The 25,443-nt window shown below is 73.0% G+C and carries 25 protein-coding genes, 1 tRNA gene and 2 pseudogenes; 11 read left to right on the top strand and 17 right to left on the bottom strand.

What is annotated here, in order from left to right:
- Nucleotides 1-87: 87 nt before the first annotated feature.
- Nucleotides 88-861, bottom strand: coding sequence for a CPBP family intramembrane glutamic endopeptidase (locus MCBG_RS20890; protein ID WP_030499361.1), 774 nt, complete (start codon nt 859-861; stop codon nt 88-90).
- Nucleotides 862-983: 122 nt separating this feature from the next.
- Here MCBG_RS20890 and MCBG_RS20885 point away from each other — a divergent pair, with 122 nt between their 5' ends.
- Nucleotides 984-2,105: a globin domain-containing protein gene (locus MCBG_RS20885; RefSeq protein WP_043327787.1), complete on the top strand. Its 1,122-nt coding sequence runs from the start codon at nt 984-986 to the stop codon at nt 2,103-2,105.
- 66 nt (nt 2,106-2,171) lie between these two features.
- Here MCBG_RS20885 and MCBG_RS20880 read toward each other — a convergent pair whose 3' ends face one another.
- Entirely contained in the window at nt 2,172-3,704 is a 1,533-nt protein-coding gene (locus tag MCBG_RS20880) for a peptide deformylase (protein WP_043327786.1), read from the bottom strand.
- A gap of 320 nt (nt 3,705-4,024) precedes the next feature.
- Here MCBG_RS20880 and MCBG_RS20875 point away from each other — a divergent pair, with 320 nt between their 5' ends.
- The gene (locus tag MCBG_RS20875) at nt 4,025-4,807 is read left to right on the top strand and encodes a hypothetical protein (RefSeq protein WP_043330832.1); all 783 of its coding nucleotides are present in this window, start codon (nt 4,025-4,027) and stop codon (nt 4,805-4,807) included.
- 4 nt (nt 4,808-4,811) lie between these two features.
- Here the strand turns inward: MCBG_RS20875 and MCBG_RS20870 are convergent, their stop codons facing one another.
- A complete protein-coding gene (locus tag MCBG_RS20870; protein WP_043327785.1) occupies nt 4,812-6,590 on the bottom strand; it encodes a hypothetical protein in 1,779 nt (592 codons plus the stop codon).
- 208 nt (nt 6,591-6,798) lie between these two features.
- On the opposite strand from MCBG_RS20870, the gene MCBG_RS20865 reads away from it, so the two are divergent.
- Nucleotides 6,799-7,503, top strand: a complete 705-nt coding sequence (locus MCBG_RS20865) for a class I SAM-dependent methyltransferase (protein ID WP_043327784.1) — start codon at nt 6,799-6,801, stop codon at nt 7,501-7,503.
- 53 nt (nt 7,504-7,556) lie between these two features.
- On the opposite strand, the gene MCBG_RS20860 is transcribed toward MCBG_RS20865, so the two are convergent.
- From MCBG_RS20860 to MCBG_RS20850, 3 genes are all read right to left on the bottom strand, one after another.
- Nucleotides 7,557-8,090: a YbhB/YbcL family Raf kinase inhibitor-like protein gene (locus tag MCBG_RS20860; RefSeq protein ID WP_043327783.1), complete on the bottom strand. Its 534-nt coding sequence runs from the start codon at nt 8,088-8,090 to the stop codon at nt 7,557-7,559.
- Between the two features lie 40 nt (nt 8,091-8,130).
- On the bottom strand, nt 8,131-8,820 hold the full coding sequence (locus MCBG_RS20855; RefSeq protein ID WP_043327782.1) for a DNA alkylation repair protein: 690 nt from the start codon (nt 8,818-8,820) through the stop codon (nt 8,131-8,133).
- Between the two features lie 275 nt (nt 8,821-9,095).
- A tRNA-Ser gene (locus tag MCBG_RS20850) sits at nt 9,096-9,185 on the bottom strand.
- A gap of 96 nt (nt 9,186-9,281) precedes the next feature.
- Here MCBG_RS20850 and MCBG_RS20845 point away from each other — a divergent pair.
- Nucleotides 9,282-9,821 (top strand): AAA family ATPase, encoded by a 540-nt coding sequence (locus tag MCBG_RS20845; RefSeq protein ID WP_043327781.1) that lies wholly within the window; start codon nt 9,282-9,284, stop codon nt 9,819-9,821.
- 9 nt (nt 9,822-9,830) lie between these two features.
- The gene (locus MCBG_RS20840) at nt 9,831-10,805 is read left to right on the top strand and encodes an NAD(P)H-quinone oxidoreductase (protein ID WP_043327780.1); all 975 of its coding nucleotides are present in this window, start codon (nt 9,831-9,833) and stop codon (nt 10,803-10,805) included.
- Nucleotides 10,806-10,808: 3 nt separating this feature from the next.
- On the opposite strand, the gene soxR is transcribed toward MCBG_RS20840, so the two are convergent.
- On the bottom strand, nt 10,809-11,261 hold the full coding sequence (gene soxR / locus MCBG_RS20835; protein ID WP_030499370.1) for a redox-sensitive transcriptional activator SoxR: 453 nt from the start codon (nt 11,259-11,261) through the stop codon (nt 10,809-10,811).
- A gap of 46 nt (nt 11,262-11,307) precedes the next feature.
- Here soxR and MCBG_RS20830 point away from each other — a divergent pair, with 46 nt between their 5' ends.
- Together MCBG_RS20830 and MCBG_RS20825 are read left to right on the top strand one after the other, a co-directional pair.
- A complete protein-coding gene (locus tag MCBG_RS20830) occupies nt 11,308-11,991 on the top strand; it encodes a transketolase (RefSeq protein WP_043327779.1) in 684 nt (227 codons plus the stop codon).
- Nucleotides 11,992-12,005: 14 nt separating this feature from the next.
- On the top strand, nt 12,006-12,881 hold the full coding sequence (locus tag MCBG_RS20825; RefSeq protein WP_043330831.1) for a transketolase family protein: 876 nt from the start codon (nt 12,006-12,008) through the stop codon (nt 12,879-12,881).
- 70 nt (nt 12,882-12,951) lie between these two features.
- Here the strand turns inward: MCBG_RS20825 and MCBG_RS20820 are convergent, their stop codons facing one another.
- The 6 genes and pseudogenes from MCBG_RS20820 to MCBG_RS20795 form a co-directional block, all read right to left on the bottom strand.
- Nucleotides 12,952-13,662, bottom strand: coding sequence for a glycosyltransferase family 2 protein (locus MCBG_RS20820; protein ID WP_043327778.1), 711 nt, complete (start codon nt 13,660-13,662; stop codon nt 12,952-12,954).
- A gap of 78 nt (nt 13,663-13,740) precedes the next feature.
- Entirely contained in the window at nt 13,741-14,325 is a 585-nt protein-coding gene (locus tag MCBG_RS20815) for a hypothetical protein (RefSeq protein WP_043327777.1), read from the bottom strand.
- Between the two features lie 58 nt (nt 14,326-14,383).
- Nucleotides 14,384-15,788: pseudogene (locus tag MCBG_RS20810) on the bottom strand (sensor histidine kinase).
- Nucleotides 15,781-16,464: a response regulator transcription factor gene (locus MCBG_RS20805; RefSeq protein ID WP_043327776.1), complete on the bottom strand. Its 684-nt coding sequence runs from the start codon at nt 16,462-16,464 to the stop codon at nt 15,781-15,783. Before MCBG_RS20805 ends, MCBG_RS20810 begins: the two are co-directional and overlap by 8 nt.
- Nucleotides 16,465-16,532: 68 nt before the next feature.
- The gene (locus MCBG_RS20800; protein ID WP_043327775.1) at nt 16,533-17,045 is read right to left on the bottom strand and encodes a hypothetical protein; all 513 of its coding nucleotides are present in this window, start codon (nt 17,043-17,045) and stop codon (nt 16,533-16,535) included.
- 108 nt (nt 17,046-17,153) lie between these two features.
- Entirely contained in the window at nt 17,154-18,326 is a 1,173-nt protein-coding gene (locus MCBG_RS20795) for a thiolase family protein (protein WP_043327774.1), read from the bottom strand.
- Between the two features lie 99 nt (nt 18,327-18,425).
- Between MCBG_RS20795 and MCBG_RS20790 the strand changes: the two genes are divergently transcribed.
- Complete coding sequence (locus MCBG_RS20790; protein WP_051611318.1) at nt 18,426-18,860, top strand: PH domain-containing protein; 435 nt, start codon at nt 18,426-18,428, stop codon at nt 18,858-18,860.
- A gap of 3 nt (nt 18,861-18,863) precedes the next feature.
- Here MCBG_RS20790 and MCBG_RS20785 read toward each other — a convergent pair whose 3' ends face one another.
- On the bottom strand, nt 18,864-19,805 hold the full coding sequence (locus MCBG_RS20785; protein WP_051611316.1) for a rhomboid family intramembrane serine protease: 942 nt from the start codon (nt 19,803-19,805) through the stop codon (nt 18,864-18,866).
- A 25-nt stretch (nt 19,806-19,830) separates the two neighbouring features.
- Entirely contained in the window at nt 19,831-20,361 is a 531-nt protein-coding gene (locus MCBG_RS20780) for a peptidylprolyl isomerase (RefSeq protein WP_030499381.1), read from the bottom strand.
- Nucleotides 20,362-20,445: 84 nt separating this feature from the next.
- Between MCBG_RS20780 and MCBG_RS20775 the strand changes: the two genes are divergently transcribed.
- A complete protein-coding gene (locus MCBG_RS20775; RefSeq protein WP_043327772.1) occupies nt 20,446-21,285 on the top strand; it encodes a hypothetical protein in 840 nt (279 codons plus the stop codon).
- A 72-nt stretch (nt 21,286-21,357) separates the two neighbouring features.
- Here the strand turns inward: MCBG_RS20775 and corA are convergent, their stop codons facing one another.
- Both corA and MCBG_RS20765 read right to left on the bottom strand, forming a co-directional pair.
- Nucleotides 21,358-22,509: a magnesium/cobalt transporter CorA gene (gene corA, locus MCBG_RS20770; RefSeq protein ID WP_043327771.1), complete on the bottom strand. Its 1,152-nt coding sequence runs from the start codon at nt 22,507-22,509 to the stop codon at nt 21,358-21,360.
- A 323-nt stretch (nt 22,510-22,832) separates the two neighbouring features.
- Entirely contained in the window at nt 22,833-23,927 is a 1,095-nt protein-coding gene (locus tag MCBG_RS20765; RefSeq protein WP_030499384.1) for an aminotransferase-like domain-containing protein, read from the bottom strand.
- Between the two features lie 199 nt (nt 23,928-24,126).
- Between MCBG_RS20765 and MCBG_RS20760 the strand changes: the two genes are divergently transcribed.
- Entirely contained in the window at nt 24,127-25,005 is an 879-nt protein-coding gene (locus MCBG_RS20760) for a 3'(2'),5'-bisphosphate nucleotidase CysQ (protein ID WP_043327770.1), read from the top strand.
- A gap of 100 nt (nt 25,006-25,105) precedes the next feature.
- Nucleotides 25,106-25,443, top strand: a pseudogene (locus MCBG_RS33115) (hypothetical protein); the annotation flags it as partial.

Genomic DNA, 25,443 nt, shown 5'->3' with positions numbered 1-25,443 from the left:
CGCCGGTTCGGCGAGGTGGCGGGGTCCGTCGGGCCGCGACACCGCCACCTCGCCGACCCGGCGAAGCCATCAGGCCGGCAGCCGGGATCAGAGCCAGTCGAACCAGGACTTGGGCAGCATCGCGTACCCGACGAACGCGAAGATGTCGAGCAGCGTGTGCGCGACGATCAGCGGGGCGACCCGGCGGGTGCGCAGGTAGAACAGCCCGAAGATCACACCCATGACGGCGTTGCCGACGAACGCGCCGAAGCCCTGGTAGAGGTGGTAGGAGCCGCGCAGCAGCGCGCTCGTGGCCAGCACCGCGCCGATGCGCCAGTTGAGCTGCCGCAGCCGGGTGATCAGGTAGCCGACCACGATCACCTCCTCCAGCACGGCGTTCTGCACGGCGGCGAGGATCAGCACCGGCACCGTCCACCAGAGGTCGGGCAGCGCGGCCGGGACCAGGGTGGCGTTGAGGCCGAGCTGCGCCGCCGCCCAGAACAGCGCCAGCCCGGGCAGGCCGATGAGCGCGGTCAGGCCCGCGCCCCGCGCCAGGTCCGAGCCGGGCCGCCGGAAGTCGACGCCGAGCGTCCGCGCCGGGTCGCCGGGGTCGCGCGCCAGCAGGTGTACGGCGAGCAGCACCGGCAGCAGCGCGAAGACGATCCCGAGCAGCTGGTACGTCAGGTCGAGGTAGGGCCGGGCCGACGCGGAGGTGTTCAGCGCGGCGGTCTGCTTGGACAGCCCACCGGTAGCGGTCAGCTTCGCGATCAGCGACACCAGCGCGTACACGGCCGACTGGCCGAGGGACAGACCGAGCACGAGCAGCGTCTCGGTGCCCAGCATCCGGCGGGAGACCGGGCGGGCCAGCTCGTCAACCGTCACCGGACCATGAAATCACTTCGGCGTCCCGGCCCGGCGATCGCACAGTCTGTGCGACCGACGTACACGCTCCGTGGAGATTCTATGGCTGCCGATCCGCCCGTACGGAGAAGGAGCGTGCCCCTGTGGAGAACTTCGCGCGGCTGCTGAAGGAGAGCTGGGCCCTGGTCGAGGAGGACCGGGAGCGGCTCAGCGGTCACTTCTACGCCCGGCTGTTCCTCCTCGACCCGGAGCTGCGCAAGCTCTTCCCGGTGCAGATGAACGGGCAGGGCGACCGGATCCTGGAGGCGATCGTCACCGCCACCCAGACCGTGGGCGACCCGGAGAGCTTCGACGAGTACCTGCGGGCGCTGGGTCGGGACCACCGGAAGTACCACGTGACGGCCGAGCACTACGCGACCATGGGTGTCGCGCTGCTCGACGCGCTGCGCAGCACCGCCGGGGACGGCTGGAACCTGGAGTACGACCAGGCGTGGCGGGAGGCGTACGCGAGCATCAGCGCGCGGATGCTGGCCGGCGCGGAGGCCGACGGAAACCCGCCGTACTGGCACGCCGAGGTGCTCACCCACGAGCGGCACGGCCCGGACACGGCGGTGCTGACCGTACGCGCGCTCCAGCACCCGCTGCCCTGGCAGGCGGGGCAGTACGTCAGCGTGGAGGTGCCCCGCTACCACCCGCGGGTGTGGCGGACGTACTCGGTGGCGAACGCGCCGAACGAGGAGAACGTGCTGGAGTTCCACGTGCGGACGCCGCCCGGCGCGGCCGGCTGGGTGTCCGGGGCGCTGGTGCGCCGCACCAAGCCGGGTGACCTGCTGCGGGTGGCCGCGCCGATGGGCTCGATGACGCTTGATCCGGAGTCCACCCGGGACGTCCTCTGCGTGGCCGGCGGGGTCGGGCTGGCGCCGATCAAGGCGCTGGTGGAGGAGCTGACCCGGGTCAACCGCACCCGCTGGGTGCACGTCTTCTACGGCGCGCGCCGCCCGGACGAGCTGTACGGGCTGGCCGGCCTGGAGGACCTGGTCGCGACCCACCCGTGGTTGTCGGTGACGCCGTCGTGCAGCGAGGACCCCGACTTCGGCGGCGAACTCGGTGACGTGTCCGAGGTGGTCACCCGGTACGGGCCGTGGACCACGCACGACTGTTACGTCTCCGGCTCGGCCGCGATGGTCCGGGCCACCCTGCGGGCGCTCGCCGCCGACGACGTCCCGCCGGACCACATCCGGTACGACACGTTCGGCAACCTCTGAACCTTGCTCCCCCCGAGCCGGGTCGCGTGCCCCCGCCCCCTGGGGCACGCGACCCGGCCCCCCGTTTCAGTAGCGCCAGGGGGTGCCGGTCTCGCGGTACTCCTCCACCGGCACGAGCGGCACGCCGGGCGCCATCCGGTCGACGTAGAGCCGCCCGTCCAGGTGGTCGATCTCGTGCGCGACCAGCCGCGCCATCGCGTACTCGAACGAGGTGATCACCCGGCTGCCGTCCCAGAGCGCGTGTTCCACGTCGATCCGCAGCGGCCGGGGCACCAGGCCGCGGTGGTCGAAGAAGGAGAGGCACCCCTCGTACTGCTCGTCGGTCTCGGCGGCGGTGTCCACGACGCGCGGGTTGAGCAGCACCACCGGTTCGGCCGCGCGGTCGGCGGGCCGGACCAGCGCGGCGGACCAGCCGATGCCGAGCTGGGGCGCGGCGAGGCCGACGCCCTTGCTGAACGGGTGCAGCTCGTCCAGCCGGGCCAGCATCGCGGCGAGCCGGTCGATGACCTGCCGGGCGTGCCGTTCCTCGGCCGGCAGGTCGAACTGGCGGGCCGGCTGCCGCAGCAGGTCGTCGCCGCGCTGCACGATGCCCACGGCACGCATCCGGTCGCTGGCCCGAACCCGGGCGCCGCCGGTGGGCGCGCTGTCGGGCTCGGCGTCCGCCTGCGGGCTGCGGAACCGCCACTGCATCCGGTAGCGGGCGTTGAGCGGCGGGTCGTCGGTCCCCCAGTCGAAGATCACCCGGTCGCCGTCCACGGCACGCTGGATCGGCGTACGCAGCGGTCCTTCCTCGGCCGACAGCGAGGTCTCCGCGCCCCACACCTTGGGGTCGAGGTCCGCGGGCAGGTCGAGCCGCACCGCCAGGTGCCGGGTGGGCAGGCGTACGGCCCGCTGGAACCAGGGGCCCCACTTGTCCTGGCCGACGCGGTACGCGTACTCGATGGTGACCCGGTCGCCCGGGTAGAGCGGGAAGCGTCCCTCGTCGTTCTCGAAGAGCAGCCAGATCTCCTTGAACGCGTCCCGGTCGTGCTTGGCCCGCCAGTGCATCGGCTCGCGTCCGTTGCCGTCGTCCCGGTACGCGGTCAGTTGCAGCTCGGCGAAGGTGAGCGGGTGTTCCCGGTGGTGCCGGTTGGAGCGGCCCGGGTCGTTCGGGTAGCGGTCGACGGCGACCCGGACCAGGTAGCGGGTGACCGGTTCGGTGCCCGCGTTGTACAGCTCCCGCCGGATCGCGCAGTGGTAGCCGTCGCCGATGTGGGTGAGCGTGGCCACCTCGCGCTCGACCACGAGGCCGGTGCCGGGCGGCAGCCACTGCCCGGGGACCGGCGGGTCGCGGTGCGCTCCGCCGGCGCGGCCGTGCCGCAGCTCGTCGTACTCCCGGAAGCGCTGCCAGATCGCGCCGCTGGCCTCCAGGACGGCCTCGGCGCGGCGGGCGAAGTCTTCGGTGGGCCGGTGCCGGCGCCCTTCGACGTGGCTGACGTAGGACGGGTCGAAGCCCATCAGCGTCGCCAACTGCTTCTTGGACAGCCCTCGGCCGGTCCGGTGCCGGGCAAGTTCCGCCGCGAACGAGTCCGCGGCACGCTCGATCGGTGAGGTCGTCATCAGCTTCCTCGTGGCGGGAAGCCCATTTTCACGTTGGGTGGCCGAACGTGTACGGAAACTGCCTCATATTCGACATACACCTTGACATCTGAACGGAGCGCATCGATCCTTACACCGTGCGTCGCCGTTTCCGGCGGCGTTTTTCGTCTTCCGGGCCGGGTAGTACGCGACCGGCGCCGGAGTGACCGGGACCTCCCCGCGACACCGCGACGTCACTTCCCCTCCCGCCGAGGGAGTGGTTAGGCTAGCCTTAGCTTCGGTCGACGGCACGCGCCGGCCGACAGGGCGACCAGACAGGGGACGGCCAGGTGACTGCGGTGATGCCGGGGCGCGACGCCGCCACCCCGTACGCCCCAGTGACCGCGACCCTGCGCGCCATGTTCGGCACCGACGACCTGCCCGGGCTCGCGCCCGGCCTGCTGGTCCGCGACGAGCTGGACCGCTGGTCCCCGGCCGCCCGGCTGATCGACGGCACGCTGCTTCCCGAGTTCCTGACCCGCGCCGGCCGCCGCTGGGGCGGCACCCCGCACGCCTGTGCCGCGCTCGCGTGGAAGTCCTACAGCTACTGGACGGCGCTCCCAGCGGTGCTCGGCTGGGCGTCGGCCCGGCGGGTGCCGCTGCTCGACCCGGCCGACGTCCTCGTGCACTTCGAGGACCACCACCAGCTGCTCACGCTGGGGCTGCGCGCGTCCACCCCGGTGGCGGTGCTGCCCGGTGACCCGCTGGCGCTGGCCGGCGCGCCCGGTGTGGTCGTGGTGCCGGACGAGGCCGCGCTGCTCGGCGCGCTGCGCGCGTCCCTGCTCGACGCGCACTTCGCCCCGCTGATCGCCGCCATCCAGGGCGAGGTGCGGATCGGCACCCGTACGCTGCTCGGCTCGGTGGCCTCCGGCATCGCGCACGGCATCCTGCGCGCGGCGGACGCGCTGCCCGGCTCGTCCGTGGCGACCGTCGGCACGCTGCTCGGCGCGCTCGACCTGAACGACCTGGTCGAACTGGTGCCCGGTCCGGCCGGCGAGCCGACAGTGCAGCGGCGCACCTGCTGCCTGGCGTTCACGCTGCCCCGGCCCAAGGTGTGCCAGGGCTGCTGCGTCCGCCAGGGCTGACGGGTCAGTCGGCCAGCGGCCGGACGTCCCACAACCACACCCCGCCGGTACGGGTGGGCGTGATCCCGCTCAGCTCCGTCATCGCCCGGCGCAGCGCGTCGGCCTGCGGCAGCCGGGGGTCGAGGATCACCGCGCCGGCCCGCCAGTAGCGCAGGTCGTCGACGGCGGCCACCCGATCCTGCGGCGTGATCGGCGGAACCGCGTCGGTGCGCCGTACCGTCTCGAAGAACGTGCTGGTGGGACGCGGCGGCGCGGTGAACAGCGCGATCCGGTCCCCGCCGGGGCGGGTGTCCGGATAGAGGAAGTAGCCGCGGGCCAGCGGCATGTCCAGCCGGGTCTCGGCGGACCAGCGCAGCGGAACCGCGTACGTGGTGTCGGGCAGCGGCAGCGTGACGATGCTGCGTCCGTCGGCGACGTAGGGGCGCCAGGCGCCGGAGGTGACGAACGCCGGGGTCGGTTCGAGGCGCTTGGCCGGCAGCGGGGTGGGCAGGATCGGCAGCAGCGCCATCGCGAGCACGGTGACGGTGGCGAACCGGATCTGCCCGCGTGCGTCCGGATGCCGGGCGGCCAGCCGGCGGACCCGCTCGGCGCCGAGCGCGAGCAGCACGCCGATGATCGGGGTGAGCGCGAGCGACCAGCGGGTGGGCACCACCGAGTGCAGGACCGGCAGGTTCTCCAGCGCGGCCCACGGGCCGGGGATGCCGGTGTCGCGTCCGTCGTAGCGGATCTCCCGGCCGAGCGAGAAGAGCGCGAACACGAGGCCGACCGCGGCCAGGCCGAGCACCACCGCGTTGCGGCGCATCCACCAGACCAGCGCGGCCACCAGGATCACCAGCGGCCAGCCGAAGAACGCGTTCTCCTCGGTGGCGTTCTTGACCAGCGGTTCACTGCCCCGGGCGTCACCGGCCACCGACTCCCGGGACCAGGCGACGTACGCGGCGAGGTCGGTGGAGTAGCCCCGGATCAGCGTGGAGAGCCCGCTGTACGCGCCGGGACCGAAGAACTGGACCCAGAGCGGGTACGCGAGCAGCGCCCCGGCGACCACCGCGGCCACGGCGAGGCCGGCGGCGAACGGGCGGGCCGCCGAGCGCAGCGCGGGACGGCCGAGTACGAGCGCCAGCACCACCACGCCGAGGCCGATGGCGGTCATCAGCAGGATCTCCAGGTTGAGGAACGCCTGCCAGACGATCACCAGGGCGAGCAGTACGCCGTTGCGCAGCCACCGGCCGGGCTCGGCCAGGCGCAGCGTCCGCCAGATGATCAGCGGCACCACGAACTGGCTGACGATGTTGGGGTGCGAGTTGGCGTGCGAGATCATCGCCGGCGCGAACGCGCAGAAGGCGGCACCCAGCCAGGCCGGACCGCTAGACCGCACGACAACTCGGGAGAGAAGGAAATACCAGGACACGCCGGTGGCGGCGAGCCCGAGGGTGAGGAAAATCAGGAATGACCAGCGCGGACCCGCCCAGAGCGTGATCGGGGTCAGCGGTAATGAAACAGATAATACGGACGTATTGGCCATGAGATTGACGACATCCGGCACATTCATCCGGTCCGAGGTGAACGGATAGGCGAAATCGGTGACGACGCGCGCACCATGCGCCATCATCCATTCGAATTGCGCCTGATCTGTCCGATTGTCCCGAATCCCGTTGCGGGGGTCCACCCACAACCGGGCGGTGACCCAGAGCGCGAGCAGCACGAAGCTGAGCACGGCGAGCACATCGATCCGCCTGCCGTGCCCCGTTTTCGCCGGGTCCGCCGCTGATTCCGGAGTAGTCATGACATTTCAGAGCGTAGTCAGGGTATGACCGGCAGGTGCAATGTTCCGCAGACTCACGTACTATGTGCCGAGTTCGCCGACCGCCGATCAGGCACCCCTCCGCATCACAATTCGGCCCCCCTCCGTCCCCCGATTTCCCCCTCAGCCATCCAGATGGTTGACTCTGACGGTCCAGGCGCGGGTCAGTCATATCGTGAGGAATCGACGCATGGCAGAAATCACTGGGGACCAGCGCGTCCAGTCCGAGGTGCTCGAAGGCCTCGCGACCGCTGTCAACCACCGGCAGTGGTTCGTCGAGCTGGCGGTGCCCTACCTCGGTGACAACCCGATCGAAATCGGCAGCGGCCTGGGCGACTACGCCTCCGCGTGGGCCGAGCAGGTGCCCCGGATCACCGCCACCGAGGCGGACCCGGACCGGCTGGTCCAGCTCAAGGAGCGGCTGGCCGACCACCCGGGCGTCGAGGTCCGGCAGATGCTGCTCCCGCACCACGAGCGTGGCGACTACAGCGCGGCCGTCTCGTACAACGTGCTGGAGCACATCGACGACCACGTGGGCGCGCTGCGCAGCATGCGCGACCTGGTCCGCCCCGGCGGCGCGGTGGTCATCATCGTGCCGGCGTTCCAGTTCGCCATGAGCCCCGCCGACATCGCCACCGGCCACGTCCGCCGCTACACGAAGAAGACGCTCGCCGCGGCCATGACCGAGGCCGGCCTCACCGTGGAGCGGATCCACTACGCCAACGCGCTCGGCCTGATCGGCTACTTCATGGCCACCAAGGTCTTCCGGCTGATGCCGAAGGAGGGCCCGATGGTGAAGGTGTACGACACGCTCGTGCTCCCCGTCACCAAGGCCGCCGAGCAGCGCGTCCGCCCGCCGTTCGGCCAGTCCGTCTTCGCTGTCGCCCGCGTGTAAGGAAGGGCCCCTTGTTAACAGACGTCTGTTAACAAGGGGCCCTTCCTTACACCTCACTCCTTGATCTGGTACGTCGGGCGGATGACCGCCCGGGCCAGGGTGTGGAACGCCAGGTTGAAGCCGACGAAGGCCGGGCTCGCCCCGGCGGGAATGTCGAGGCGGTCCACGTCCACGGCGTGCACCGCGAACACGTACCGGTGCGGGCGGTCCCCGGCGGGCGGCGCGGCGCCGCCGTAGCCGGTCTCGCCGTAGTCGTTGCGGACGCTGAACGCGCCGCCCAGGTCGCCCTCGTCAACGCCGCTGGGCAGCTCGGTGACGGACGCGGGCACGTTCACCAGCACCCAGTGCCAGAAGCCGCTGCCGGTCGGGGCGTCCGGGTCGAAGCACGTGACCACGAAGCTCTTGGTCTCGGCCGGGAAGCCCGACCAGGACAGCTGCGGGGAGACGTTCTCGCCGCCGGTGCTGCCGTGCGCGTACCGCGCGTCCATCGGCTCGCCGTTGTGCACGTCCTCGCTCGTCAGGTCGAACGACGGCACCGTCGGCAACAGCTCGTACGGGTCCGGGGCGATCGGTCGTTCCAGGGTCATCGAAACGGTCCTTCCGGGTACGCGAATGTCCTGCGCCCCTTCATACCCCGTTGTCCGGGCCGCCGTGCTGTCGGCGCACCATCTCGTTGATCCAGACCGGCGCGTACGGCGACGTGCAGCCCGGCGGCGTGGGGTAGTCCTTGAGCACCCCGAGCCGCTCGCCGATGCCGATCGCGCGTTCCCGGTACGCCGGATGTTCGATCCCGATCTGCGCGAGGCAGTGGTTCATCGCCCACTGGAGGCGCTCCGGCGCGCCGGCCATCTCCGCCTCGATCACGTCGAGCAGACCGGCCAGGTCCAGCCCGTCCGGGTTCCGCGCCACCCGCTCGGTGGTCAGCGCCCAGCCGGCGCTCGCCACCACCGGATCGGGATCGGCCGACCAGGCCAGGCGCAGCGGCTCCGCGTGCGGGCTCTTCCTCACCACGTAGTTGACGAGCCAGTCGTGCACCTTCGGCGTACGCGCCTCGCGCAGCATCGCGTCCAGCTCGTCCCGCCCGTACGCCTTCGGCCGGCAGATCAGCAGCGCAAGCAGCCGCGCCGCGCTGTCGCCGGTCGCCCACAGCTCCCGCGCGAGGTCCTGCTGCGTCTTCAGCCGCTTCGCGACCGCCCGCAGCTTGCCCAGGTTGACCCCGTGGTCGTCGCCGTGCCGCTCGTTGACCGCGCGGATCTTCGGATCGTCGAGCGCGGCCAGCTCGGCCGTCACCTCGGCCACCGTCGTCGTCTCCGCCACCAGGCCCTCCCGCCGTATCCGTGCCCCGCAGCCTACGGCCGCGCCCGGCGCTCCCGCTGTTCCGCCGCCCCGCCGGTCAGCGTCGTCCCGTCTCATCGCGTTCCCCCGATTCCGGCAACTCGCTCGGTATCAGGCACATCCGGTGCGGCCGAGACTCGCCGTGGGGGTCGCCGAAGAAGAGAGCAGTCATAAGCCGCAGAGGCGATGGTTACTTCCGGGGCGACACGCCCATGTGTCCGCACGCGCGGCAGACCGAGGCGAGGCGGGGTGGGAGTTGGCGGAGGGTGTGGGATTCGAACCCACGAAGACATCGCTGCCTTACCGGTTTTCAAGACCAGCGCCATCGGCCACTAGGCGAACCCTCCCGGCACGCCCCCGAGGGGTGCGCGACCGGGACCCAGTCTGCCACGAACCCCGTACCGGGCAAGCCGCCGTCCCACCTCCGTTGCGAGAATGTGTGCGTGTGGGAGAGTCCGGCAGTGGTGCTGATCAGCGGAATCATGGCCGCAGGCAAGTCCACAGTGGCCGAAGGGCTGGCCCGGCGGCTGCCCCGCTCGGTGCACCTGCGCGGCGACGTGTTCCGCCGCGTGATCGTCAACGGGCGGGCCGACATGACCGCCGAGCCGAGCGACGAGGCGCTGCGGCAGCTCCGGCTGCGCTACGACCTGGCCGCCTCGACCGCCGACCGGTACGCAGCGGCGGGCTTCACCGTCGTACTCCAGGATGTGGTCCTCGGCGCGGACCTGCCGGCCATGGTCGGCCGGATCCGGCACCGGCCGCTCGCCGTGGTGGTGCTCGCGCCCCGCGCCGAGGTGGTCGCGGCCCGCGAGCGGGACCGGCCCAAGACCGGGTACGGGGACTGGCCGGTGGCGGACCTGGACGCCGGGTTCCGGGCCGACACGCCCCGGATCGGGCTCTGGCTGGACACGTCCGACCAGACGCCGGACGAGACGGTGGCCGAGATCCTCGCCCGCGCGTGGACCGACGGGCAGATCGGGTAAGACTGAGTCATGCGCGCGATCACGATCACGGAACCCGGCGGACCCGAGGCGCTCGTCTGGACCCACGTGCCGGACCCGGAGCCCGGCCCCGGCGAGGTGGTCGTGGAGGTGCGGGCCAGCGCGGTGAACCGGGCCGACCTGTTGCAGCGGCAGGGGCACTACCCGCCGCCGCCGGGCGCGTCCGCGTACCCCGGTCTGGAATGTTCGGGGACGGTGCGGGCGCTCGGTCCCGGCGTGACCGGCTGGTCGGTGGGTCAGGAGGTCTGCGCGCTGCTCGCCGGCGGCGGCTACGCCGAGCAGGTCGCGGTGCCGGCCGGGCAGTTGCTGCCGGTGCCGGCCGGGGTGGAGCTGGTCGACGCGGCGGCGCTGCCGGAGGTGGCCTGCACGGTCTGGTCGAACGTGGTGGACCTGGCCCGGCTGGCCGAGGGTGACACGCTGCTGGTGCACGGCGGCGGCAGCGGGATCGGCACGTTCGCGATCCAGCTCGGCGTGGCGCTCGGCGCGACAGTGGTGGTGACCGCCCGCTCGGCGAAGCACGACCGGCTGCGGGAGCTGGGCGCCGCGCACACGATCGACTACCGGGAGCAGGACTTCGTGGACGAGGTACGCCGGGTGACCGACGGCCGGGGCGCGGACGTGATCCTGGACATCATGGGCGCGTCCTACCTGCCCCGGAACGTGGCGGCGCTGGCGACCGGCGGGCGGCTCGTGGTGATCGGCATGCAGGGCGGCCGCAAGGGCGAACTCGACCTGGGGATGCTGCTGGCGAAGCGGGCGGCGGTGCACGCGACAGCGCTGCGGTCCCGTCCGGACGAGCAGAAGGCGGCGATCGTCCGGGGCGTACGCGATCAGGTGTGGCCGCTGGTGGAGGCGGGCCGGGTCCGGCCGGTGGTGCACGCCCGGGTGGACATGGCCGACGCCGCCGCCGCGCACCGCCTGGTCGAGACCAACGACCACCTGGGCAAGGTGCTGCTGGTCCGGTGACGGTCAGCCCTGGCCGGGGCGCGGGAGCATGAGACGCGGGCCGGGGCCCTCGTCGGCGAGCGAGTCGCCGGGGTTGTAGAGCGTGCAGCGCTGCAACGACAGGCAGCCGCAGCCGATGCAGCCGTCCAGGTCGTCGCGGAGCTTGCCGAGCAGCCGGATCCGCTCGTCCAGCCGGTCCCGCCAGGCGCGGGACAGCGCGGCCCAGTCGTCGGGCGTGGGGGTACGCCCCGACGGCAGCGAGTCGAGCGCCGCGCGGATCTCCTCCAGCGAGACACCTACCTGCTGGGAGATCCGGATGAACGCGACCCGGCGCAGCTCGGTGCGGGCGTAGCGGCGCTGGTTCCCGCCGGTGCGGGCGGCGTGGATCAGGCCGAGCCGCTCGTAGTAGCGCAGCGCCGAGGGGGCGACGCCACTGCGGTCGGCGAGCTGTCCGATGGTCAGTGTTGCTTCGTGCATCACACGGCCTTGAGTTGAAGTTCGCTTCAAGTCCGAGGCTATCGGTATGACGACGACCACCGCCACCGAGCTGGGCGCGCTGCTGGACCGGGTGCGCGCCGGCCGCGAGTTCGGCGCCAACGTGTACTCGACGCTGGACGTGCTCCAGGTGCTCTACGACCGGGTGCTCCGGATCACCCCGGCCACCGTGGACGACCCGGACCGGGACCGCTTCCTGCTCTCCAAGGGGCACGCGGTCGCCGGCTACTACGCGCTGCTCGCCGCCCGCGGCTTCGTACCGCCCGATTGGCTGGACGACCAGGGCGGCCCGGCCAGCCGCCTCGGCGACCACCCGGACCGCACGCTCGTGCCGGGCGTCGAGATCGGTTCCGGTTCGCTCGGCCACGGCCTCGGGCTGGGCGTGGGCACCGCGCTCGGGCTGCGGGCCCAGGGCCGCACCGACCCCCGGGTGTACGTGCTGCTCGGCGACGCCGAACTGGACGAGGGCTCCAACCACGAGGCGATCGCGTACGCGGGCGCGACCGGGCTGGGCAACCTGACCGCGATCGTGCTGGACAACCGCTCGGCCACGTACGGCTGGCCGGGTGGCGCGGCGAGCCGGTTCACGGTGAACGGGTGGAGCGCCGCCACCGTCGACGGGCGCGACCACGACGCCCTGCACGCCGCCCTCACCGGGCACGACGATCACCGGCCGCACGTCGTCGTCGCGGTCGTCACGGACGGAGAGTGAGCATGAGCAGCACCATGCGGGACGCGTTCGTCACCAGCACCGAGGAGGTGCTCGCCGATCCGCGTACGACAGTCGTGCTCGCCGACATCTCCGCCGCCGCGTTCGAGCCGGCCGCCGCCCGGTACCCGGACCGGGTGATCAACGTCGGAATCCGGGAGCAGTTGATGGTCGGGGTCGCCGGTGGGCTGGCGCTGACCGGGCAGCGGCCGATCGTGCACAGCTACGCCCCGTTCCTGGTCGAGCGGGCGTACGAGCAGATCAAGCTGGACCTCGACCACCAGGGCGTCGGCGCGGTGCTCGTCGGCATCGGCGGCTCGTACGACCGGGCGGAGGCGGGACGCACCCACCTCGGTCCGGCCGACGTGGCGCTGATCGACACGCTCCACGGCTGGACCGTGCACGTGCCGGGGCACCCGGACGAGGTCCGGCCGCTGCTGCGCGACGTCGTGTGCGGGCAGGACTCGGCGTACCTGCGGTTGTCGATCCGGGCCAACGCGCGGGCGTACCCGGAGGCGGGTGACCTGCGGGTGGTGCGCGACGCCGGGCCGGGCGCGGCGCTGCTGGTGGCGGTCGGGCCGGTGCTGGACGCGGCGCTGGCCGCGACCGCCGACCGGGCGGTGACCGTGGCCTACACCCACCGGCCACGCCCGTTCGACACGGCCGGGCTGCGGGCGCTGGCCGGAACCGAGGTGATGGTGGTCGAGCCGTACCTGGCGGGCACCTCGGCGCGGGTGGTGTCGGAGGCGCTGGCCGACCGGCCGCACCGGCTGCTGTCGCTGGGGGTGGGCCGCGAGGACCTGCGCCGCTACGGCAGCGCCGAGGACCACGAACGCTGGCACGGCCTGGACGCCGCGGGGCTGCGCCGCTCGGTGGACACGTTCCTCGGCTGAGCGCCCCGGACACGACGCAACCCCGCGGCCTCGGCTCGTGCCGGGATCGCGGGGTTGCGGCGGTGCGGGCTCAGTGCGCGGCGGCGGGAGTGGCCGGGCGGCGGCGGGCGCGCTCGCGGGCCAGGATCCAGATCGCCTCGACGCCGTCCTTCCAGGTGATCTTCTTGCCCTCCTCGCGGCCCCGCGCGCGGTAGCTGATCGGCACCTCGTAGGGGCGAATGCGCTGGCGGAGCAGCTTGCCGGTGACCTCCGCCTCCATGCCGAAGCCCCGGGAGCGGACCTGCAGCGAGCGGTACAGCTCCAGCGGCATCAGCTTGAAGCAGGTCTCCAGGTCGCCGATGTAGGAGTTGTAGAGCACGTTCGCGGCGAGCGTGACGCCCTTGTTGCCCATCACGTACCAGAAGCTGTACGAGCTGTGGCTGCCGAAGGTCCGATTGCCGTAGACGACTGTCGCCCGACCGTCGAGCACCGGCTCCAGCAGACGCGGGATGTCCTGCGGGTCGTACTCGAGGTCGGCGTCGAGGATGACCATGTACTCGCCCTCGGCGCTGTCGACGGCGGTCTTGATGGCCGCGCCCTTGCCGGCGTTGCGCTGGTGGGTGATCACCCGGAGGCGCGCGTCGTCGACCCGGCCCAGAATCTCGCCGGTGCCGTCCCGGCTGCCGTCGTCCACGACGACAAGCTCGATCTCGCACGGGTAGTCGACCGCCAATGCCTGCTTGAGGGCATCCGCGATACGTTCTTCCTCGTTGTAGACCGGCATGAGGATCGAGAGCTTCACGGATTCTCCACGGAGGCGATGTCGGGTCGGGGCATAGCGTAGCCTGGCACATTGCTTCCGTCACGACAGCCCAGGCACCTATTCCTGGCGAATCGGCACCACCACGAGCCGGGCCACGTTCCCGCCGTCGTCCTTCGCTCCGGCCACCGCGACAGTCGTGCCGATCTTGATGTCGTTCGATCGGATCGCGGTCCGGCGCTCGACCACCCGCAGTTTGTCGCCGAACGTCCAGGTCGCTGTGAAACCGTCGGTGGATTTCACGGTCATCGACCGTTCGTCGATCGCGGTCACCTCGCCGCGCTGGACCGCCACCGTCCTGGTGCCGCCGTCCCTGGTCCGCACCACCGCCTCGCCGTGCAGCGTGTTGCGCCGCAGCAGCACCCGGGCCCGGTGGCGCTTGTTCCCCTCCGCCCGCTCGCCCTTGCCGTCCGGCCCGGCCTGCGGCGTACCGGTGGACGCCGGTGCGGCTACCGGTTCGACGTCCAGGTCACCGGCGTCGAGGCCGAGCGCGGCGAGCGCCTGGCCCTCCGCGCCCATGGCGGCGCTCACCTCGACCGCCCGGTCGGGTTCCGCGCCGGGCCGGCTCGCGCCGCACCCGGCGAGTCCGAGCGCGGCGGCGGCGAGCAGCGCGGTGGCGCCGGTGGCGATTCGCTGACGTGCCATCTGTGGTCCTTTCCTCGCGGTGACGACCCGAGCGTTCCGCACCGACACGAGGGAACGGTCAAGCCGATGTTCGAGCCCGGTAAGGATCCGGGGGCACCACGACGGTGAAGGCGGCCCCGCCCTCCGGGGCGTGCCCGGCGGTGATGTCGCCGCCGAGCCGGCGGACCAGCCCGGCGGCCAGCGCCAGGCCCAGACCGCTGCCCACCTTGCGCACCCCCCGGTACCGCTGGTGCAGCGCGCCCCGCTCGAACGCCACGTCCAGGTCGTCGTCGGTGAGGCCGGGTCCGCCGTCCCGGACCTCCAGCGTCCCGCCGCCCGCCGGACCGGCGGCCCGGACCGCGAGCACCACCGGCGCCCCCGGCGGTACGACCCGCAGCGCGTTCACCAGCAGCCCGTCCACCACCTGCCGGATCCGGCCCGGATCGGTGTACGCCGGCACCGGCGCGTCCGGCGTCTCCAGCCGGAACGGCACCCCGAGCGCCGCACACCGGCCGGACCAGGCGCGCTCCGCGTCGGCGGCGAGCCGGGTCAGGTCGACCGGCACCGGTTCCAGCGGGAAGTCGACCGCCTCCAACCGGGCCAGCGCCAGCAGGTCGCGGACCAGCCGGTCCAGGTGTTCGGCCTCGGCGAGCACGGTCCGGCCGGTCGCCGGCACCGCGTCGGCCTCGATCACCCCGTCGGCCAGCGCCTCGGCGTAGCCACGGATCGCGGTCAGCGGGGTCCGCAACTCGTGCGAGACGGAGAGCAGGAACTCGCGCTGCCGACCCTCGCTCGTGGCCAGCGCGGCGGCGAGGCCGTTGAGCGCGTACGCCAGGTCGGCCACCTCGTCGGGCGGCTCGACCGGCACCCGGACCGTCCGGTCCCCGGCCCGGAGCCGCGCGGCGGCGGTGGCGGCGGTACGGATCGGCCGGGCCAGCCGGCGGGCGAGCAGCAGTCCGGGGCCGCCCCGGCGGCGAGTCCGGCGAGCAGCGGCAGCCAGAGGCCGCGCAGCACCTGCCGCCACGGCGCGGCGCTGCGGGCGCGGGTCAGAACCACACCGTCCCCGCCGGGCAGCGCCCGCGCTCGACCAGCCGGCGTTCCCCGTCGACGAGCCGCCGGCCGGAGACGTTGTCGCCGCCGGCCACCCGTGTCACGAGCGGTCGGGGCAGGCCCGGCCGGTCGGCCTGCCCGTCCCGGATCAGGTACACCTCGATCCGCTGCTGACCCAGTTGGCGGATGAGCCGGTCCCCGGCGCCGTCGCGCTGGCGTACCGCCCGCACCCGGAGCACGTCGGCGGCGAGCCGGGCCTGGGCGGCCAGCGCCTCCTGGTCCCGGCGCTCCGCGCCGCGTACCGCCAGGGGCACCGCCACCAGCGCGGTGACGAGCACCGACACGAGCGCCACCGCGCAGGTGGCCACTACCGCGCGGGCGGTGAGCGTCCGCCCGGGGCGGCGTGGCATCGGTCCGGCCGGCTGCTCAGGCATCGGCGGCGTACCCGACGCCCCGGTGGGTGCGGATCACGCTGTCCGGGCCGAGCTTGGCCCGGACCTGCGCCACGTGCACGTCGACGGTCCGGGTGCCGGCGTGCGCCGCGTACCCCCACACGCCGGCCAGCAGTTCCTCCCTGGTGAACACCCGGCCCGGACGGGCCATCAGGTGCGCGAGCAGGTCGAACTCGGTGGAGGTGAGCTGCACCGGCGTACCGGCGGCGGTCACCGTGCGGCGGGCCGGGTCGAGCGTGACGGCGCCGAGCGTGCGGGGCTGCTCGGCGGACACGCCGGACGTGCGGCGCAGCACCGCCCGCAGCCGGGCGAGCAGCTCGCGCGGGCTGAACGGCTTGGTGACGTAGTCGTCGGCGCCCAGTTCCAGCCCGACGACGCGGTCCACCTCGTCGTCCCGGGCGGTGAGGAAGATGACCGGCGTCCAGTCACCGGCCGCGCGCAGCCGACGGCAGATCTCGGTGCCGGCCAGGCCGGGCAGCGCCATGTCGAGCACGCAGGCCACCGGGCGCAGCCGCCGCGCGGCGGCCAGCCCGGCCTCGCCGTCACGTTCCAGGTGTACGCCGAACCCGTCCCGGGTCAGGTAGAGCCGGACCAGGTCGGCGATGGCGGGCTCGTCCTCCACCACGAGGACGAGCCCGGGCGGGGCGGCGGTGGTCACCGGCCCATGATGACCGACGGTCGACCGCCCGGCCGGTCAGGAAATGTTCGGATCCGGTAAGGAGAGTGTCAGCGGGCCGGCGCCGGCCGGAGCACTGTGGGCCGGGCGCTCGCCGGCGGCTCGCCGATCGTGGCGACGACCCGCTCGGCCGGAGTCCGCAGGCGGGTACGGAAGGCGTGGTTGAGCAGCGTGTCGAGCTGCCACACCTGCTTCGGGTGGTGGGTACGGATGACGAAACGCTCCCGCGCCCCGTCGATGGCGGTCGCTGCCAGCTCCACGCTGTGCGCGCGGGGGTCGGGGCTCCACGTCACGTTGCTCAGCTCGCGCAGCTCCGTGTTGAGGTGCAGGCGCAGCCGGTGCAGCACGCGGGTCTGCCGGGTGACCACCAGGCGGCGGTGGGTGAGCAGCATCAGGTAGTCGCCGCCGACCGGGTCGTCCGGGCGGCTGCACCGGGTGACCAGGATGGTGGCGTCGCCGGAGCCGACGCACCGGCGGAACACCGGCATGTGCCGGGTGACGGTCTGGGTCGCCAGGCCGGTCTCGGCGGCGGCCGGAAGGAACGTTCGCGAGAACACGTCCATGCCCGGTCCAACGACGCGATGACCAGGGGTGATATGGGTCACGCCCGATTTCTGGAACTTCCACACGTGCAAGTCGCACCTGAGGTGCGACACCGGCGGCCGGTCGGATCAGAGCAGCTCGACGATCGTGGCGTTGGCCATGCCGCCGCCCTCGCACATGGTCTGCAGGCCGTAGCGGATGCCGTTGTCCCGCATGTGCTGGAGCATCGTGGTCATGATCCGCGCGCCGGACCCGCCGAGCGGGTGACCGAGCGCGATCGCCCCGCCCCGGGGGTTGAGCCGCTCCGGGTCCGCCTCGGTCTCGGCCAGCCAGGCCAGCGGCACCGGGGCGAACGCCTCGTTCACCTCGTACACGCCGATCTCCTCGATGCCCAGCCCCGCGCGGCGCAGCGCCTTCGCGGTGGCCGGGATGGGCGCGGTGAGCATGGTGACCGGGTCGTCGGCGGCGACCACTGCGGTGTGCACCCGGGCCAGCGGGCGCAGGCCGTGCCGGCTGGCCCACTCGGCGGTGGTGACCGCGAGCGCGGCGGCGCCGTCGGAGATCTGCGACGCGGAACCGGCGGTGACCACGCCGTCGGCGCGGAACGGGGTGGCCAGCTCGCCCAGCTTGGCCAGCGAGGTGTCGCGGCGGATGCCCTCGTCGGCGGAGAACTTGCCGCCGTCGGCGAGCGCCACCGGCGCCAGCTCGGCCTCGAACGCGCCCGCGTCCTGCGCGGCTGCCGCCTTCTCGTGGCTGGCCAGCGCGAACTCGTCCAGCTGGGTACGCGAGAAGCGCCACCGCTGGGCGATCAGCTCGGCCCCGACGCCCTGGTTGAACGGCAGCGGCGAGTCCGCCGCGACGCCCTCGACACCCCGGTAGCGCTCCAGGATCGCCGCGCTGAACGGCATCCCACCGGCGACGCTGGACCCCATCGGCACCCGGGTCATCGACTCGACGCCACCGGCCACCACCAGGTCGGCCTGGCCGGAGAGAACAGTGGCGGCGGCGAAGTGCAGCGCCTGCTGGCTCGACCCGCACTGACGGTCGAGCGTGGTGCCCGGGACGGACTCCGGCCAGCCGGCGGCAAGCACCGCATTGCGGGCCACGTTCCAGGACTGCTCGCCGACCTGCGACACACAGCCCCAGATCACGTCGTCGACCAGGCCGGGGTCGATGCCGGTGCGCTCGGCGAGCGCACGCAGCACGTGCGCCGAGAGGTCGACCGGGTGCACTCCGGCGAGGCTGCCCTTGCGCCGCCCGACCGGGGTCCGTACCGCGCCGACGATGACCGCGTCACTCATGTCTACTCCCGGGTAACCTCGCTTGCCCCGATAGTACGTGCTGACCGGACCGGCCGTCCTCCCCCGGCGTGCGGACGGCACGGCTGGCATGCTGGTCGGATGGATCCACAGTCGCCACCGGTCCGGCAGTGGCGGGTGCCCCGGGAGGCGCCGGTGCTCAAGGCGCTCGGCGCGCTCGCGCTGCTGGCCCTGGGGCTGCTCTTCGCCGGCGGTGACCCGGTCCGCCCGGGGCTGGCCGGGCTGGCCGCGGCCGGCCTGCTCCTCTGGGCGCTGCGCGACGTGGTCGCGCCGGTCCGCCTCGCCGTCGACAGGGACGGGCTGACGGTGCTGCGGGGGTTCGCCGGGCGACGCCGGCTGCCGTGGGACTCGGTCGAGGCGATCCGCCTGGAGCGGCGCGCCCGGCGCGGAATCACCGCCGAGACGCTGGAGATCGACGCCGGGGAGTCGCTGCACCTGTTCGGCCGCCGCGACCTGGACGCGCCGCTGGACGAGGTGGCGGCGGCGCTGGACGAGGCCCGCCCCGCCGCGGGCTGAGGCTCAGCCGAGCAGGGCGGCGGCACGGACCAGGGTCAGGCCGATCATCGCGACCAGCACGATCGCGCAGCCCGCCACCTGGAATGCGGTCCGGCGTGACCGGGGGGCGTACGCCAGGATCAGCGACACCACCGCGCCGGCCGCCAGACCGCCGAGGTGCCCGGCCACCGAGATGCTCGGCACGGTGAACGTGAAGATCAGGTTGATCACCAGGATCGGGACGATCGCCGAGGTGTCCCGGCCGAGCCGCCGCATGATCACGAAGATCGCGGCGAACAGGCCGAAGACCGCCGTCGAGGCGCCGGCCGTGAAGCGGTTCGGCTCGGTGAAGACGTACGCCGCGACGTTGCCGCCCAGCCCGGCGAGCAGGTAGAGCGCCAGGAAGCGCAGCGGCCCGAGCACCGCCTCCAGCGTCCGGCCGAGCACCCAGAGCGCCCACATGTTCAGCAGCAGGTGCAGCACGCCGAAGTGCAGGAACATGGCGGTGACCAGCCGGTACCACTGGCCGTCGGCCACTCCGCCGATGTGCCCGTCGGGGAAGCGCGCCAGCCCGAGCACCGAACCCCATTCGGTGAGCGGTGTCCCGCTGCCCATCAGGCCGCCCAGGCCACCGCCGGCCACCGCGTTGCCGCTGCGGGCCGAGGCGATGGAGACCAGCATCATCAGCACGTTCAGCGCGATCAGCGCCTTCGTGACGTTGCCCTGGCGGCCGGCGGCACCGCCACCGAAGGCGGTACGCGCCGGCCGCACGCTGCGGCGTCCCTCGGCGACACACTCCGGGCACTGGTGGCCGACGGAGGCGTCCCGCATGCACTCGGTGCAGATCGGCCGGTCGCATCGAGAGCAGCGGATGTACGTCTCCCGGCCGGGGTGCCGGTAGCAGACCGGAGTGGTCGGCACCGGGTCCCCGGTGGTGTCGCCGGGCTGGCCGGAGCGCTCAGTCATGCGAGCAAAGGTACCCGCGTGTCGCTCAGGCCTGCTTGTGCTCGATCTCGACCCGCTCGATCACCACGTCCTGCAGCGGCCGGTCGCTCGGGCCGGTCGGGGTGTTGGCGATCGAGTCGACGACCTTGGCGGACTGCTCGTCGGCGACCTGGCCGAAGATGGTGTGCCGGTTGTTCAGGTGTGGCGTGGGCGACACCGTGATGAAGAACTGCGAGCCGTTGGTGCCCGGCCCGGCGTTCGCCATGGCCAGCAGGTACGGCCGGTCGAAGCGCAGCTCGGGGTGGAACTCGTCGCCGAACTTGTAGCCCGGGCCACCGCGTCCGGTGCCGGTCGGGTCGCCCATCTGAATCATGAAACCGCTGATCACGCGGTGCGAGACGGTGCCGTCGTAGTACGGCCCGCTGCCCGGCTGACCGGTACGCGGGTCGATGTACTCCCGGGTGCCCTCGGCCAGCTCCACGAAGTTGCGGACGGTCTTCGGCGCGTGGTTCGGGAAGAGCTCCAGCCGGATCGGGCCGGCGTTGGTGTGCAAGGTGGCGTAGACAGCCTCGGCCACGGGTACTCCTCACTCGTTGGTCAGTTCCTTGCGGATCCTCCCATGTGCCCGATCTGGCCATGCGGAGGCATCCGAAGGTGGAGGATGACGAAGGAACAACTCCCAGGAGGTGGGACCGTGTTTGGAATCGGGCGGCGAAAGACCCAGGGCCAGCTCGCCAAGGTGGAGCTGAACCAGGGCATCGGTCACCTGAGGCAAGCCGCGACGCACGCGGCGAAGGGTGCCGGCGCCACTGTCGGCCCGCGGGTCCAGGCAGCCCGGGGTGCCGTCGCGCCGACCGCGGTCATGGTCCGGGACCGGGCGTCCAGCGGGTTCGCGTCGACCGCCGCGGCGCTCGCGCCGGTGCTGCTGGCCGTGCGCAACGCCCGGGTCGAGGCCGCCGGCAAGGCGTCGGGCGGCCGCAAGGCGATGGCCGCGAAGCAGTCCGCGATGACGAAGAAGGCGAAGAGCATGAAGGCCGGAAAGAAGAAGCAGCGCAGGTCGCGGGGCATGACCGCGGGCCTGCTGGTGGCCGGCACCGTCGCCGGCCTGGCCGGGGCGATGGCCATGCGCCGCCGCCGCGAGCAGCAGGAGTGGGCCGAGTACGACCCGACCGGCACGCTCGGCACGACGGGCACGCTCGGCGCGACCGGCCGGGACAAGCTGGAGCCGATGCGGGAGGACGTGGACACGATCGTGGTGGAGACCCCGGACGCGAGCGCGAAGGTGACGCAGGCCGGCCCGACCGGCGCCGGCTCCTCGGCCGTGGCCAAGGGCAGCAGCGCGTCGACCGCCACCTCCGGCAGCCAGCCGGTGATCCACCCGAACGACCAGGTCCCCGCCGTCGCCGAGGGCGCCCGGGACGTCTCCGGCCGTCCGGCCGACGACATCACCAAGGCCGTGCAGGCCGGCAAGAACGCCGCGAAGGCCGGCGGTCGCCGCTGACCTCGTACCGTCGGATCAGCGCCGGCACGCGGGGCGACCCGCGTGGCCGGCGCTTCCGCGTGTACGGGGCGGCTACAGCCAGCCGTTACGGCGGAACAGGCGGTACAGCGTGAAGGACGCCGCGAGCATCAGCGCCCACACGCCCGGATAGCCGTACGTCCATTTCAGCTCGGGCATGTTGTCGAAGTTCATGCCGTAGATGCCGGCGATCGCCGTCCACACCGCACCGATCGCGGCCCAGGCGGCGATCTTGCGCATGTCGTTGTTCTGGTCGACGGTGACCTGGGCCAGCCGGGCCTGGAGGATCGAGTTCAGCAGGTCGTCGTAGGAGTTCACCTGCTCGACCGTGCGGCTGAGGTGGTCCTGCACGTCCCGGAAGTAGCGCCGGACCTCCTGCGGCACCGCGCGGTTGACCTGCGAGGTGAGCGTCATCAGCGGGCGCTGCAGCGGCGCCACCGCCCGCTTGAACTCGACCAGCTCCCGCTTCATCTGGTAGATCCGCTGGATCCGGCCGCTGCTCTGCCGGTCGAAGACGTCCGCCTCCAGCACGTCGAGGTCGTCCTCCAGCCGGTCGGCGACCTCCAGGTAGAGGTCGACCACGCGGTCGGTGATCGCGTACGCGACCGCCCATGGGCCGTGCCGCAGCAGGTCCCGCTTCGCCTCCAGGTCGGCGCGGACCGGCGCCAGCCGGCAGGCGTCGCCGTGACGCACGCTGATCACGAAGTGCGGCCCGATGAAGAGCATCACCTGGCCGGTCTCCACCACCTCGGAGTTCTCGGTCAGCTCCGCGTGCTCGCAGTAGCGGGCGGTCCGCAGCACCAGGAAGACGATCTCGCCGAAGTGCTCCAGCTTCGGGCGCTGCTGGGCCTTCACCGCGTCCTCCACAGCCAGCTCGTGCAGGCCGAAGGTGGCGGCGATCTCGGTCATCTCGGTCAGGTCGGGCTCGTGCAGGCCGAGCCAGACGAAGCCGTCCCGCTCCTGCCGGGCGGCGGCCAGGGCCTCGGCGTACTGGGGGCGGCCGGGGCGGCGCTCGCCGTCGACGTACAGCCCGCAGTCGACGATCCCGCTGCGCTCCGGGCCGGCCGGCTGGGCGGCACGGGGGGAGCCGTCGGCGTTGAGGATGCGGGACATCGCGCGTACCGGGGCCGCCCAGGCGCGGGGGCGCAGTGCCCGGCTGCCGCCGTCGGCGCCGGCGGTTCGGTCGCGTGCCACCCGGTCCGTCATCTCTCGCCCCCTCTCCCTAGAGCTGCGGCTTGCAGGTTACGCCGACCGGCGGCAGGCGCAGCGCGGGAGCGGGACGGGCGGTGCGACGGGCGTCACGCCCCGGCGCCGGGCGGGCCGGGCCGCGTCAGGGGGGTGAGGGGCGACACGGCCCACCCGGCACCCCTTGGGGGCGGGAGTGATGCTGGGCGTGCCGTCGGCCCTGGCCGGAGCGGCCCGGCCACCGGAAAGGTGAACGGCACTCGCAGCATTGTGGGCTGCTGGCCGGTCCAGCGGGAGTGCCGAACCGGCCAGCGGGGCCTTTTTGTCAGAAACCCGACAGAAAATCAGCCGCGTACGGCGGCCATCGCCTCCGCGAGACGCCGGACGCCCTCGTCGATCCGGTCCGCGGTCACCGCCGAGTACGCCAGCCGCAGCGCGTGCCGGCCGCCGTCGACCATGAAGTCGCTGCCCTTCACCACCGCCACGCCACGCTCGGCGGCGGCCGGCGCGAGCCGGTCGACCTCGACGTCCTCCGGCAGCTCGACCCAGAGGAAGTAGCCGCCGTCCGGCTCCACGAACCGGGCCTCCGGGATGTGCCGGCGCAGCGACTCGGCCAGTACCGCCGACCGCTCGCCGAGCGCCGTACGGACCGTCCGGATCGACTCCTCGATCGCGCCGGAGACGCAGAACTGGTGCACGATCGCCTGGGCCACCATGCCCGGCGAGATGTAGAGGTTGGTGGCGCGCTTCGCGATCGTCGCGATCAGCTCGGCCGGGCCGACCAGGTAGCCGACCCGCACCCCCGGGCAGACCGTCTTGGTGAAGCTGGACGCGTGCACCACCACGCCACGGGTGTCCATCGACAGCATCGACGGCAGCGGCTCGCCCCGGAACCGGATGTCCGCGTACGGGTCGTCCTCGAAGATCGTGAACCCGTACTCGGCGGCCAGGTCGAGCAGCTCACGGCGCTTCTCCAGGGAGAGGGTCACACCGGCCGGGTTCTGGTAGTTGGGGATCACGTGCGCCAGCCGCGGCCGCACCCCGGACTCCAGGAGCTTGCGCAGCTCGGCGGTGTCCAGGCCGTCCGGCTGGATCGTCACGCCGTGCACCTCGCCGCCCATCTGCTGGAGGTTGAGCAGCGTGCGGTCGTACGTCGGGCGCTCGACCACCACCGCGTCGCCCCGGCGGACCAGGTGGTCGAAGAGGAACGCGTCGGCCTGCAGCGAGCCGTTGGTGATCAGCACCTGATCGGCCTCGACGCCGTGCTTCTCGGCGATCCACTTCCGCAGGGGCGGGTAGCCGACGGAGGTGCCGTACGCGGTGACCCCGGCGGGGTCGGCGTCGAAGGCGCGGACAGCGGCGGCCTTGAGCCCTTCGACATCGACGATGTCCAGCGAAGGCGCGCCACGGGCGAACGAGATCAGCTGCTCGGCGGTCATGCGCAGAGCCTAGGGCCTGGCCCGGCGGGTCCGACCGCCATACACGCGAAGTTCAACATGCGGGCGGCCGGGCGGGGCACCGGGTGCGTCCGGGGGATCCGAGGGCACCTCGCGACTGTCTACGATCCGACGGACGCTGGCGCCGGTCCGACCGGACGCCGAAGGATGACGGGTCGCGGCAGACCCGGGAGAACAAGGGATGAGGCTCGTGACCGAGGACGAGGCGGGACGGCTCGACGACCAGCGGTTCGCGCAGTGGCTGGCGACCGAGGCCGGCAAGGCGCTCACCGCGCTGCGGGACCGGCAGGGCTTCGCCGACCCGAAGGCGCTCAAGGACGCCGGCGACCGCGCGTCGCACGAGCTGATGACGGCGGCGCTGGCCCGCCTGCGGCCGGCCGACGCGGTGCTTTCCGAAGAGGAGGCCGACGCCCGCCGCGCATGGGCGGACGGCGAGCGCGCGCCCCGGCACGAGGCGGACCGGGTCTGGATCATCGACCCGCTGGACGGCACCCGTGAGTTCTCCGAGGAGGGGCGGGACGACTGGGCGGTGCACGTGGCGCTCTGGCAGCGCTCCGCCGCGCCCGACGGCGCCCTGGTCGCCGGTGCCGTCGGCATGCCGGCGCGGACCACGGTGGACGGTACGCCGCTCGTGCTCGGCACCACCTGCCCGCCGCCGAAGCCGACCGACGGGCCGATCCGGATCGCGGTGAGCCGCAGCCGCCCGCCCGCGTTCGTGGGCGAGCTGGTCGAGATGCTCGGTGCGACCGCCGTACCGATGGGCTCGGCCGGTGTGAAGGTCTGCGCCGTGGTGACCGGCGAGGTCGACGCGTACGTCCACGCGGGCGGCCAGTACGAGTGGGACAGTGCCGCCCCGGTCGCGGTGGCGCTCGGCGCGGGCATGCACGCGTCCCGGATCGACGGTTCGCCGCTGCGCTACAACCGCGCCGACCCGCGCCTGCCCGACCTGCTGGTCTGCCGGCCGGAGCTGGCCGACCAGTTGCTCGACGCGATCGCGCGGACCGGGGTCGAGATGCCCGCTTCGACCGTCACCGACACCCCCGGTCAGGCGTTCGGCTGAGTGTCACGGTACATACGGCCAGGTGAATGAGGGTTATCGTCGGGCAGGTATGCGTGGCGATCTGAGCCCGGACACGGGCCGCCGACAGCCAGGGAGGGTCATGCCGGCCGATCGAGAGCCGCACAACGCCTTCGGGCAGCCGACCGGCCTGTGGCCGGGTCAGGACATTCCACGCCAGGCAGGCGGCCCGTCGCTGCCCTGGCCGGAGGCCGAGGTCACCTCGTCTCCGCCGCCACCGGCTCGGACCGGCGGCGGCGGCCTGCCGTGGCCGGAACGGCCGGACGCCGGCCGCCGGGACGCCGCCTGGCCGCAGGACGAGCCGACGGTCCACGGTGACCCCGGCTGGGCGCCGCACGACGACGCCGACTGGGCCGGGCCGGGTCCGGCGGGCGACGCGGTACGGGGTGAAAACGCGGCGGCGACCGCCACCCTGACCGG

The organism is Micromonospora sp. M42, from assembly GCF_000568915.1.
In the GTDB taxonomy this organism is placed as follows: Bacteria; Actinomycetota; Actinomycetes; order Mycobacteriales; family Micromonosporaceae; genus Micromonospora; species Micromonospora chalcea.
This window is presented reverse-complemented; position numbering and strand designations above follow the sequence as displayed.